Origin of the sequence: Shewanella bicestrii (assembly GCF_002216875.1) — a bacterium.
In the GTDB taxonomy this organism is placed as follows: Bacteria; Pseudomonadota; Gammaproteobacteria; order Enterobacterales; family Shewanellaceae; genus Shewanella; species Shewanella seohaensis.
The window spans coordinates 1,228,483-1,240,504 of sequence record NZ_CP022358.1; the positions used below are offsets into that span (position 1 = coordinate 1,228,483).

Consider the following 12,022-nt stretch of genomic DNA (forward strand, 5'->3'; position numbering starts at 1 on the left):
TGATGAAATTCACCGAATTGATTCAAGTGGTTATCTGTTAATCAACTGTGGTTTTTGCTTAGGGATTTCATGTCGTCTGAGTGGGGAAGTGATTTTTAACCATTTGATTTTGAAAGAGAGCTTAACAATAGATATTCAGCGGGGATTTTAGGGGATGTTAATGGGGCAATAAAAAGCCCCGCTAGGCGGGGCTTAGAATCGAGGCTTCGGTTGACTATTCGTCTAAGAACGACTTTAAGATTTCCGAACGTGAAGGGTGGCGCAGTTTACGCAGAGCTTTCGCCTCGATTTGACGGATACGCTCACGAGTTACGTCAAATTGTTTACCCACTTCTTCTAACGTGTGGTCGGTATTCATGTCGATACCAAAACGCATACGCAGTACTTTCGCTTCACGGGCCGTTAAGCCTGCTAATACCTCATGGGTGGCGCTCTTCAGGCTTTCGCTGGTGGCGCTGTCCAGTGGTAATTCGAGGGTGGTATCCTCGATAAAATCACCTAAATGCGAATCTTCATCGTCACCGATTGGGGTTTCCATGGAGATAGGTTCTTTAGCGATTTTCAGTACCTTACGGATCTTATCTTCCGGCATCATCATACGCTCTGCCAGTTCTTCAGGAGACGGTTCACGACCCATTTCCTGCAGCATTTGGCGAGAGATACGGTTCAGCTTGTTGATAGTTTCGATCATATGTACTGGAATACGGATCGTACGGGCTTGGTCAGCGATTGAGCGGGTGATTGCCTGACGGATCCACCAAGTCGCATAGGTCGAGAACTTGTAACCACGACGGTATTCGAACTTATCTACAGCCTTCATCAGACCGATGTTACCTTCTTGGATAAGATCCAAGAATTGCAGACCACGGTTGGTGTATTTCTTAGCTATAGAAATTACCAGACGTAAGTTTGCCTCAACCATTTCTTTCTTCGCACGGCGAGCCTTGGCTTCACCGATTGACATACGACGGTTGATATCTTTAATGGCGGCAATCACTAAGCCGGTTTCTTCTTCGATGGCGGCCAGCTTGCTACGGCAACGCTGTACGTCTTCTTCAACCATTCTTAAGCCTTCGGCATAAGGCTTGGTTGAGTTCTTTTCTGCATCGAACCAATCTAAATTGGTTTCGTTACCGGTGAAGAATTTAACGAAGTTCTTCTTCGGCATTTTGGCCTGTTCGACACAGAGCTTCATCAGTAGACGCTCTTGAACGCGCACGCGGTCCATCATAGAGCGCATGCTTTTCACTAAGCGGTCGAATTGCTTAGGTACGAGGCGGAACTCTTTAAAAATCTCGCCGATTTCAAACAGTGCTTGAATCGATTCTGGGTGTTCACGACCTTTGGCATCGATGATTTTAAGCGCGTTTTCGTAGGCGGTTCTTAATTGGCTAAAGCGTTCACGCGCTTCTTCAGGATCGGGACCCTTGTTGCCATCGTCATCACCGTCGCCATCACCGTCTTCATCTTCATCGTCTTCATCGTCATCTTCATCATCGAGATCTTCTTCCGATAATTCAGAACCGATATGAGTCGCTGTTGGACCTAAGTCTTCTTCGTCCGGGTTAACAAATCCAGAGATAATATCAGACAGGCGCAGTTCGTCGGCTTCGTACTGGTCGTACTGCTCAAGGATCATGGCGATCGCTTGTGGGTATTCGGCGACAGAGCTTTGAACTGTGTTGATGCCTTCTTCGATGCGTTTGGCGATAACGATTTCGCCTTCACGGGTCAGCAGTTCAACGGTACCCATTTCGCGCATGTACATACGCACTGGGTCTGTAGTGCGGCCTAGCTCACTTTCTACTGTGGCAAGGGCGGCTGCGGCTTCTTCCGCTGCATCTTCGTCTGTGTTGTCTTCCGACATCATCATGTCATCGGCATCTGGTGCTTCTTCGAACACCCGAATACCCATGTCATTTATCATCTGGATAATATCTTCGATCTGGTCAGAATCGACCATGTCTGCAGGTAAGTGATCGTTCACTTCTGCATAGGTTAAGTAACCTTGCTCTTTACCTTTGGCAAGCAACAGCTTGAGTTGCGACTGCGGAGTATGATCCATAGATATCATCCAAGTTGGGAAACTGTTACAACGACGGACAGTTAGCTTGTGCTAAGTGCCGCGCAAATCGTCAATTATAGCCATGTGCACTTACCTGTGCTAGTCACTGGGATACTGATTGAGGACATTTTTGCCTCAGTTTAGTCCTTTCATGACTGAGATCAGCTTCTGCAGCTGGATCTTCTCTTCCTTAGTATGGGTCTGTTTTAGACTCAATTCCTGATATCGTTGTTCAATATATTGATTGTTCAACCAAACCAGGGTCTGTTTAAACTTTTCGAGCAGGTTTTCATCCGCCACTTGATGGTCCCATTGGGCTAATTTATGCAGCGTCCCGCTGTGGGGGCTGTCTCTGAATTGCTCAAGTAGTTGTGCGCTGTTTAACCTATGCTCTCGTGTTAATTCCAACAGCAATGGCAGCAAGTCGATGCCTGGCATTTGCAGATGGTTTAATGCCGGTTGTGGGGATAATCCCACTCCCAGCTCGGGATGCTGCACTAACAAGGCGATGGCAAGTCGCAATGGTGTACCGCGTCCTTTGAGTCCTGTTGATACTGCGGGCTTAGTTTGTTTGACACTAAAACCCAGTTTTTTCTTCATATCGTCTGAGCTGTTCATGCCTAACTTGTGAGCTAAGTTCTCAAGTAGCAGGTTTTGCAGCACAGTATCTTGAATTTTTTCAATTAGGCCAAAGGCTTGTTTGGCTAAGTTACCTTTATCGGTACCAAATTTCGTCGCTAATGTATCAAACAAAAATTCGGGCAGCGTGATGGCACTTTCCATCATTTGCTCGAATGCGTCCTTACCAATCTTACGAACCATTGAATCCGGATCTTCTGATTGAGGTAAAAACATAAAACGCACTTTGTCCCCAGGTTTGAGTAGGGGTAAAGCGGTTTCGAAGGCGCGCCAAGCGGCCTCATTACCGGCTCTATCGCCGTCATAACAACAAATCACTTCCTTGGCACTACGTAGCAACAACTGGAATTGTTCGGCCGTCGTCGAGGTGCCTAGTGAGGCAACCGCGTAATCCACTCCATATTGGGCGAGGGCGACCACGTCCATATAGCCTTCGACAATCAGTACCTTATCGGGATCGCGATGACGTTGTTTTAGCTCGTATAGGCCGTAGAGTTCATTGCCCTTATGAAATATGGGCGTTTCTGGCGAATTCAAGTACTTGGGGGTGCCATCTCCCAATACTCTGCCACCAAATCCAATCACACGACCACGGCGGTCGCGAATAGGAAACATCAGGCGGTCACGGAATCTGTCGTATCTTTTACCGCTGTCATTGCTGATCAGCATGCCTGCGGTCAGGAGTTTATCCTGTGCATCTTGACTGTGTCGGTAGCGGCTTAATAAACCATCCCAACCGTCGGGCGCAAAACCAATCCCAAAATGCTCAACAATATCATCGGATAATCCGCGATAGGCGAGGTAGTCGATGACTTTTTGTTTATCTTGGTGTTGTCTTAACTGAGTTTGAAAAAAGCGGCTCGCTTCTTCCATTAATTGGTATAGATCACGGCTTAGGCCATCGTCTTGGCGTTTACCCGTGCCTTGTTCCCTTGGGACTTCTAAGCCCAGTTGTCCGGCAAGATCTTCGATGGCATCGACAAAGTCGAGTCTGTCGTACTCCATCACAAAATCGATGGCGTTGCCGTGGGCACCGCAGCCAAAACAATGATAAAACTGTTTATCGCGGCTAACGGTAAACGAAGGTGATTTTTCGCTATGAAAAGGACAACAGGCCGAGTAGTTTTTACCCGCCTTTTTCAAGGGCACCTTGCGGTCGATAAGTTCGACAATGTCGGTGCGAGCGATTAGCTCATTGATAAAATCACGAGGTATTGCCATTGAGTGCTTAAAATCTCGCCTTGCGCGAATTTAAACAAACAAGCCGCGCATAGGCACGGCTTGTTCATACATTGAAACGCTAATTATTGCAATTTTGCACGGATCATAGCGCCGATAGCGCCCATGTCTGCACGTCCTTGAACTTTAGGTTTTAATGCTCCCATTACTTTGCCCATATCCGCCATGGAGGATGCGCCTATTTCAGCAATAGCGGCATCGATGAACGCGGCAATTTCCGCCTCAGAGAGGGGAGTTGGCAGGAAAGTTTCAATAACTTGAATCTCTTCTGCTTCTGCTGCGGCCAGCTCGCTACGACCCGCTGCTTCATATTGAGCAATCGAATCGCGACGTTGTTTCACCATTTTGGTTAAGACAGCTATAACCTGCTCATCATTCAGAGTTTCGCGGGTATCCACTTCAATCTGTTTGATGGCTGCAAGTGCCATACGAATAGTGCTCAATCTCGCCTTCTCTTTGGCGATCATGGCCTGTTTCATATGGTCTTTTAGCTGATCAATTAGGCTCATAAGAGATTAGTATAAACGTACGCGACGTGCGTTTTCGCGAGAAAGCTTTTTAGCTAAACGTTTAACTGCAGCTGCTTTAGCGCGCTTACGTGCAGTAGTTGGCTTCTCGTAGAATTCACGAGCACGCACGTCAGCTAAAATACCAGCTTTTTCACAAGAGCGCTTGAAACGACGCAGAGCTACGTCGAATGGTTCGTTTTCACGTACTTTAATAATTGGCATACGCCATCACCCCTTAGGTGTAGGTTGTGTGGTTCAATTGCTTGAACCAAGTGTATTTAAAATGGTGCGGAATTTTATACCGAGACAACTAGGCTTGTAAAGCCCTAATCCTTTGTGGCGGGTTTGGCTAGGGGAATATGATGATCGGTGACTGGAGTAATTGTCATCATACAGGTAGAATTAGCACCCTTTGGTAATTTGGATATGAGGCACCATGCGGGTTCTAGGTATTGAGACATCTTGTGACGAGACAGGTATTGCCGTCTATGACGATAAGCTAGGGTTACTTTCCCATGCTTTATATAGTCAGGTTAAGTTGCATGCGGATTATGGTGGGGTTGTGCCTGAACTGGCTTCCCGCGACCATGTGCGCAAAATTGTCCCGCTGATCCGCCAAGCGTTGAAAAACGCCAATACCGAAATTGCCGATTTAGATGGTATTGCCTACACCAAAGGCCCTGGCCTTATCGGTGCTTTATTAGTGGGCGCTTGTGTTGGTCGCTCACTTGCCTTTGCTTGGAACAAACCCGCCATCGGTGTGCATCATATGGAAGGGCATCTGTTGGCGCCAATGCTGGAAGACGATGCGCCTGAGTTTCCCTTTGTGGCACTGTTAGTGTCTGGTGGCCACTCTATGCTAGTAAAGGTTGATGGTATCGGCCTTTATGAAGTCTTAGGTGAGTCGGTGGATGATGCCGCCGGTGAAGCCTTCGATAAAACGGCTAAGTTGATGGGGCTGGATTATCCCGGCGGTCCACGGCTTGCAAAACTTGCCGCCAAAGGTGAGCCAGCAGGTTATCAATTTCCGCGCCCAATGACCGACAGACCCGGTCTCGATTTTAGCTTCTCAGGCCTGAAAACCTTCACCGCCAATACCATTGCCGCCGAGCCCGATGATGAGCAAACCCGAGCGAACATCGCCCGCGCCTTTGAAGAAGCGGTCGTTGATACGCTCGCGATTAAATGTCGCCGCGCGTTAAAACAAACTGGCTATAACCGTTTAGTGATCGCGGGTGGCGTGAGTGCCAACACGCGCCTACGGGAAACCTTGGCCGAGATGATGACCTCTATCGGTGGCCGAGTTTATTATCCACGTGGTGAGTTTTGTACTGACAACGGCGCTATGATTGCCTTTGCAGGCCTGCAGCGTTTGAAGGCGGGGCAACAGGAAGACTTAGCGGTCAAAGGTCAACCGAGATGGCCGCTCGATACCTTACCGCCAGTTGCGTAAGTTATCGCGAGCCAAATAAGAACAATAAAAAACAGCGCATCATGCGCTGTTTTTTATTGTTCTCTTGGATTGGTCACTATGGTGTTGCGTGACTAAGGTGTTTTAGGACGCTTTTTACGTGACACTTTAGACTCTTCACCTTTCAGCAGCCGCTGAATATTTTCTTTATGGCGGATGATAATCAGCGTTGAGAGCATAGCGACGGGAATCGTAAATCTGTCATCTAGCCACCAAGTATAAAGTGGTGCCAGTAGGGCGGTAATAATCGCAGCGAGGGAAGAGTAGCGACTGATCAGGACTAAGACAACCCAAGAAGCCATCAAGCAGATGGCCAAGTCATCGCCAATCGGCGCCATGGCACCAAAAGCCGTCGCCACGCCTTTGCCACCTTTAAAACCAAAAAATATCGGATAAATGTGCCCAAGACAGGCGGCGATGGCGATCAGGCCGAGGGATATGGCGTCAATTCCCATTAAATAGGCAAGATAAGTGGGTAAGGCGCCCTTAAGCATATCGAAAAATAACACCATGGCAGCCGAGCTTGCGCCGCCAATGCGCAGCACGTTGGTGGCTCCGGGGTTACCAGAGCCTTGCAATCTTGGGTCGGGTAGGCCTCTCATCCTACACACTAGCACAGCACTTGAGACAGAACCGGCTAAATAGGCGGCCACAATCATCAAAAGTGTCAGTGTTAATTGACTCACATTGGTTTCCTTACACGTCTTAAGGTATTATCGCGCCACAATTAAACAGCCTCTTGGCAAGCATTCAGTCATAAGCGATAGCGATAACGCGACTTATCAAGTTGCGATAGTTTCTGAACGAACAAATCCATTTGGGCGTTATCCTACTTCGGATTGGTCCGAGTAGAAAGTAAATTAGTCGTTCCATCGAACGGCGGATTATACAGACTCTATCGCGTTTAGCTTATCAGACCTCATTGGCATGAGTTAGTAGGAATTAGTATGGATAAAGTGCTTATTCGACAATTACGTATTGATACTGTGATTGGCGTCTATGAATGGGAAAAGAAAATCCAGCAGAGCCTGTTTTTGGATCTCGACATGGCTTGGGACAATAAGGCCGCTGCGGCAACCGACGACTATCAATACGCACTCTGCTATGAAACGGTGTCGAACCGCCTGACTCAGCTCGTCACCGAACAGCCTATCGAGTTAATCGAAACCGTGGCTGAACAAGTGGCCGAATGTGTGCTCAACGAGTTTAAGGTCAATTGGGTGAAAGTCGTGGTGATGAAACCCGGCGCTGTGCCTTCGGCCTCTGCCGTTGGGGTTGAGATTGAACGCTCACGCTAGTCGTTACTCTAGATTCGGGTTTTAGCTTAGTTAGGCGGACGGTTCGGACATTGGTATGGCACTTATATACATTAGTTTAGGCAGTAATATAGAACCTTCTCGCTATCTGAAGGCGGGCTTGCAGTCATTACGAGAGTACTTTGGTCCACTGCAGCTTTCCTCTATGTATGAGAGTGAAGCCGTAGGGTTTGATGGCACTAACTTTTTAAATATGGTGGCCTGTGCACAAACGAGCCTGAATATTGCTGAGGTAGTTGCGCAGTTTAAGCAAATCGAGCAAAATCACGGCCGGTTGGTGGGGGCCAAAAAGTTTAGTCCAAGAACCTTAGATATTGACCTATTGCTTTACGATGATGTCGTTTGTCAGACCCCTGTGGTACTGCCCCGCGCCGAAATTGTTACTAATGCTTTTGTGCTTTGGCCTTTAGCGGAAATCGCCCCCGATTTGGTTCACCCATTGCAGCAGAAAACCTATGCCGTAATGTGGGATGAATATGATAAAGCGTCGCAAAAGCTATGGCCGGTAGCCTTTGAATGGCCTCATGGCTCACTTTTTAATTGATTGATAGGATTGTCATGGATACGTTTCAGGTAATTATTTTAGCGTTAATTCAAGGATTAACAGAGTTCCTCCCCATTTCTAGTTCGGCGCACCTTATCCTACCCGCACAGCTTTTAGGCTGGGAAGACCAAGGCTTATCCTTCGACGTTGCCGTGAACACGGGCTCATTATTCGCCGTGGTGATTTATTTTCGCAATGAACTCTGGGCCATGTTCAAGGCTTGGATTGCCAGCATGGTGAAAGGTCAGCATTCCGATGACAGTAAGTTAGCCTGGTGGATCATTCTTGCCACTTTACCCGCAGTGTTTTTTGGCTTTATGGCCAAAGACTTTATCGAAACCCATCTGCGCAGCGCCGGTGTGATCGCCGTGACGACTGTGGTCTTTGGTTTGCTGCTCTGGTGGGCGGATAAGATGTCACGCCGTGACTTAACGGTTTATCAAACGGGTTGGCGCAAGGCGTTATTAATTGGTTTTGCTCAGGCGCTCGCATTAATCCCTGGTACTTCACGCTCGGGCGCGACGATGACGGCCGCGCTGATGTTAGGCCTTAGCCGCGATGCCGCAGCGCGTTTCTCGTTCTTGATGTCTGTGCCTGTCAGTCTGGGCGCGGCTATTCTAGTGGGTAAAGATTTGGCTGAAAGCCCGCTTCCCATTGATTATCAAGCACTGACACTCGGCACTGTGATTTCATTTGTAGCCGCTTATCTGTGTATTCACTATTTCTTAAAAATTATCAGCCGTATGGGTATGACGCCATTTGTGATTTACCGCCTCATCCTCGGTGCTGTGTTATGTGGATTTATCTTCCTATAATACAGGGGCGCCATGGCTAAAAAAATCGGGTCTAATACCCGATTTTTGTGTTTTTAGGCGCGGATATTCGTTAACGGAGTAAGTTATGGGCCTTCAATTTCAATGTCCTACCTGTGGTTCGGCACTGATGCAGCATCAGGCATCCCAAGGTTTTTACTGTGCGAACAAGCACCATTTTGATAAAAGCGAAGCGGGTTATTGGATTTTTACTAAACCGGCACGGCAAAAGCCAACTGGCGACTCTCGTCAGCAAGTGCGGGCAAAGCGCTTCTTGCTTGAGTCGGGGATTTTTTCACCTTTAGTTGAAAAAATGGCGGCGATCATCGCCCCTCATCTGAAAGCGGATGATTGCCTATTGGACTATGAGTGCGCTGACGGCTTCTATTTGCGAGCTTTAGCTTCTGTACTACCTAAACTCACAAACGAGCTAAACGTCCAGTTCAGTGGCGTAGCGGACGCAGAAAATACTATTTTTGCTGCGGCCAAAGCGCAAACCCCTGCCGCGCTGTGCTTAAGCACCTCAAAAGTGCTGCCTTTTGCCGACAATTGCATTGACCTTATTACCGTGGTCGATAAGCCGTTGAAGGGGAAGGAATGCGTTCGAGTCCTTAAAGATCAGGGCTTGATGTTACAGGTGATCCCGGGTGCGCGGCATTTGTGGCAAATCAGGGAGTGTATTTATCCGGAACTGACTGAAAAAACGCCCCAAATTAACTTACCTTCGGGTTTAATTGTCAAAGAACAGCAGCAATTGCAATTTAGTTTGTCCGTTACGGGTGAACAAGCGCTGGTCTTGCTGGATATGACCCCCTTTGCGTGGCGAGCTTCTGAACAAGTTAAACACCTTATTCGGACGAAAGCCTTCGATACGCTGGAAATTGATTTTGTTTTGGTCTTAGCGCAAAAGTCTTTAATTGAGTCCTAATAGGCCAAAATACATAATTGAATAGGATGTTTTTTAATCTATTCATTGGCTTAGTGAATGCGTTTCTGGGGGCTTGAATAGGGTGAATTGCGCAAGTCTATGATACTAATCGAGCTTTTTATGTTGTTTTAATGTAAATGCGAAACGGCGTCCCTTAAACTTTATCTTTATTACACTTTTGTCTCTCACAATTATTACCAGTTTATTGCCTTTGTTTCCCTAATGGCCTCAGTTTGTCGCGTTGCAGTTTCTTTAAAATGCCGACGATAACACTGGGGCAAAAATAAAGTTTTAAGCAAAAAGATTCGTGGAGATTAAGAAAACTTAAAATCTCAGTTTATGGATGAGATTAAAAATCAAATCCACTTAAACAAATGAGCGATGAACTTCGGTTTTGGACTGGCATTGCCGTTAAGCCAAATGAGTTTTAAAGATATGATGAGTGTAAAGGGCTAAAGAGCCGAGAAAGTGTAGGTTTAAATTGGAGATGACTTTTAAAGATAAGATGGGTGCTTGGATTAACTAAGGCCATAAAAAAAGGCTTGGATGGATGTGCTATTCGCTTTCATCTCTCTCAAGCCTTTTATGCCAACCTGCTGAATTACAGGTTAATTACTTATCATTACTTCTTGTAACGAGAAGCAACGTTGTCTAGACGGTCGTTAGCGCGCTTAGCTTCTGCTTGTGCGTCCATAGCTGCTGCTTTAGCATCTTTAACGTCTGCAGACAGTTTGCTTTGCTCTGATTTCAGAGAGCTAACATCAGCTGACAATTGATCAACTTTGTTGCCCAGAGTTGCAACGCTTTCTTCCAGAGCAGTAGTGTTTGCACAACCACCTAGTAGGGCAGTCATTGCTAAACCAGCAATCATCAGTACTTTTTTGTTCATTGTAAAAAATCCCTTAAAATAGGTTGGATTTGAATGTTTCGTCACTTTGGAATCGAAACTGCCTAATTATGACATAGCTATTTTAATTTGCTACGAATATTAATGCGTTTAACCACTATAGACATATAAATTTTTTTTAAAAGCGTTTTTTCGCGGTTATATCGGCCTTTTTCATCGAAAAATGGCACTGTATTTACCAGAAAGTGTGGTCGCATTTACAAAAATATTACAATTTTATGGCGTTTGTTTGGCTTGGGATTGCTGCCAGTTGAGTTTCACTTGCTCAACGACCTCTATCCGCTTCGAATTGAGCGCCTGTTTTATCTGTGCACCTTGAAAACCTGCCGCAATAATTGCTTTCACATCGACCGTATTGGCGGCTAAAAAACAAGCAGAAAGATAATCGCCTTGTGGATAGGCGTGATGCTCGAATCCGGTACGGCCACGCATATCGGCTATGCAGGCTAATAGAAGTTGCTCCAGCCGTTCTGGTTTACGCCAAAAATCGGCTTTATCGAAGAGTTTGATGATGGTTTCGCTTCTTAACTCAAAAGCTTGGTGCACATTCTGATGTTGGTCGCTCACCAACAGCGCTAGATCGCGATACTCGTTGGGGATCCGCAAGCGTTCACACAGACTTTTAATGACGGGTAAGCCCTTTTGTCCATGACCATGGTGTTTAGGCCAATGCTCTTTAGGGCTTAATGCTTTACCCAAGTCATGCACTAGGGCGGCAAAACGCACGGCTTTTTCCTCTGTCAGAGCGGTGGCTTGAGCTAACACCAACATAGTGTGCAAACCTGTGTCTATCTCCGGGTGCCATTTTTCTGGTTGTGGCACACCAAAAAGCGCCTCAATCTCAGGGAAAAGAATATTCAAGGCGCCACATTGGCGTAGCACCTCGAAAAAGACTTCTGGGTGAGGGCTGCCAAGACTCTTATCGACTTCTTGCCAGACGCGCTCTGGGGTAAGGGCGGTTAACTCCTCGGCTTGGCTCATGTGCTGCATTAACGCCATGGTTTCAGCGGCAATCTCGAAACCTAAGTCATGAAAACGTGCGGCAAAGCGGGCAACCCTTAATACTCGCAGCGGATCTTCGGCAAAGGCGGCCGACACATGTCGCAGCTTACGCGCGTTGATATCGGCGATGCCATGGTAAGGATCGTACAAGTTACCCGCCTCATCTTGGGCGATGGCATTAATGGTTAAATCGCGTCTCAGCAGGTCTTGCTCTAGGGTGACATCCGGACTGGCGTAACAGCTGAAGCCGCCATAGCCGAGGCCGATTTTGCGCTCTGTGCGTGCTAATGCATATTCTTGTTGGGTTTTAGGGTGCAAAAAGACCGGGAAGTCTTTACCCACCTGGCGATAGCCTAACTGCTGCATTTGCTCCGGAGTCGCGCCGACAACCATAAAATCTTTATCTTTTATAGGGAGATTGAGCAGGCTGTCTCGTACAGCTCCGCCCACTAAATAAATTTTCACAGGAATATTTTAGCTAATGTGTCATAAATCTAGCTTAACATGATGAAGCGATAGCGAGTCGAATTTGGATGCAGATATTTATTGGGATGTCACATCCATGTTGCGGATGTTTTGACAATATCATT

At 46.9% G+C, this 12,022-nt stretch carries 12 protein-coding genes; 5 read left to right on the forward strand and 7 right to left on the reverse strand.

Features of this window, described 5'->3' with window-relative positions; all coding sequences use genetic code 11:
• Positions 1 to 214 precede the first annotated feature (214 nt).
• The 4 genes from rpoD to rpsU all read right to left on the reverse strand — a co-directional run bounded on the left by rpoD (position 215) and on the right by rpsU (position 4,674).
• Positions 215 to 2,065, reverse strand: coding sequence for an RNA polymerase sigma factor RpoD (rpoD, locus tag CF168_RS05415; protein ID WP_089067238.1), 1,851 nt, complete (start codon positions 2,063 to 2,065; stop codon positions 215 to 217).
• 135 nt (positions 2,066 to 2,200) lie between these two features.
• Entirely contained in the window at positions 2,201 to 3,925 is a 1,725-nt protein-coding gene (dnaG, locus tag CF168_RS05420) for a DNA primase (protein WP_089067239.1), read from the reverse strand.
• Positions 3,926 to 4,008: 83 nt separating this feature from the next.
• Positions 4,009 to 4,452, reverse strand: a complete 444-nt coding sequence (locus tag CF168_RS05425) for a GatB/YqeY domain-containing protein (RefSeq protein WP_011717923.1) — start codon at positions 4,450 to 4,452, stop codon at positions 4,009 to 4,011.
• A 6-nt stretch (positions 4,453 to 4,458) separates the two neighbouring features.
• Positions 4,459 to 4,674, reverse strand: a complete 216-nt coding sequence (gene rpsU, locus CF168_RS05430; protein WP_006080725.1) for a 30S ribosomal protein S21 — start codon at positions 4,672 to 4,674, stop codon at positions 4,459 to 4,461.
• Positions 4,675 to 4,888: 214 nt separating this feature from the next.
• Between rpsU and tsaD the strand changes: the two genes are divergently transcribed.
• The gene (gene tsaD, locus CF168_RS05435; protein ID WP_011623654.1) at positions 4,889 to 5,905 is read left to right on the forward strand and encodes a tRNA (adenosine(37)-N6)-threonylcarbamoyltransferase complex transferase subunit TsaD; all 1,017 of its coding nucleotides are present in this window, start codon (positions 4,889 to 4,891) and stop codon (positions 5,903 to 5,905) included.
• Positions 5,906 to 5,997: 92 nt separating this feature from the next.
• Here the strand turns inward: tsaD and plsY are convergent, their stop codons facing one another.
• Positions 5,998 to 6,609, reverse strand: coding sequence for a glycerol-3-phosphate 1-O-acyltransferase PlsY (plsY, locus tag CF168_RS05440; protein ID WP_086903110.1), 612 nt, complete (start codon positions 6,607 to 6,609; stop codon positions 5,998 to 6,000).
• A 261-nt stretch (positions 6,610 to 6,870) separates the two neighbouring features.
• On the opposite strand from plsY, the gene folB reads away from it, so the two are divergent.
• The 4 genes from folB to CF168_RS05460 all read left to right on the forward strand — a co-directional run bounded on the left by folB (position 6,871) and on the right by CF168_RS05460 (position 9,523).
• Positions 6,871 to 7,221 carry a dihydroneopterin aldolase gene (gene folB, locus CF168_RS05445; RefSeq protein WP_089067240.1) on the forward strand — a complete coding sequence of 117 codons (351 nt, stop codon included), beginning with the start codon at positions 6,871 to 6,873 and terminating at the stop codon, positions 7,219 to 7,221.
• A 55-nt stretch (positions 7,222 to 7,276) separates the two neighbouring features.
• The gene (gene folK, locus CF168_RS05450) at positions 7,277 to 7,783 is read left to right on the forward strand and encodes a 2-amino-4-hydroxy-6-hydroxymethyldihydropteridine diphosphokinase (protein ID WP_089067241.1); all 507 of its coding nucleotides are present in this window, start codon (positions 7,277 to 7,279) and stop codon (positions 7,781 to 7,783) included.
• Between the two features lie 14 nt (positions 7,784 to 7,797).
• Positions 7,798 to 8,598, forward strand: coding sequence for an undecaprenyl-diphosphate phosphatase (locus tag CF168_RS05455; protein WP_011717919.1), 801 nt, complete (start codon positions 7,798 to 7,800; stop codon positions 8,596 to 8,598).
• A gap of 85 nt (positions 8,599 to 8,683) precedes the next feature.
• Positions 8,684 to 9,523 (forward strand): putative RNA methyltransferase, encoded by an 840-nt coding sequence (locus tag CF168_RS05460; protein ID WP_089067242.1) that lies wholly within the window; start codon positions 8,684 to 8,686, stop codon positions 9,521 to 9,523.
• 622 nt (positions 9,524 to 10,145) lie between these two features.
• On the opposite strand, the gene CF168_RS05465 is transcribed toward CF168_RS05460, so the two are convergent.
• Complete coding sequence (locus CF168_RS05465; RefSeq protein ID WP_011623648.1) at positions 10,146 to 10,412, reverse strand: Lpp/OprI family alanine-zipper lipoprotein; 267 nt, start codon at positions 10,410 to 10,412, stop codon at positions 10,146 to 10,148.
• A 234-nt stretch (positions 10,413 to 10,646) separates the two neighbouring features.
• On the reverse strand, positions 10,647 to 11,897 hold the full coding sequence (locus CF168_RS05470) for a multifunctional CCA addition/repair protein (RefSeq protein WP_089067243.1): 1,251 nt from the start codon (positions 11,895 to 11,897) through the stop codon (positions 10,647 to 10,649).
• Positions 11,898 to 12,022: the final 125 nt, after the last annotated feature.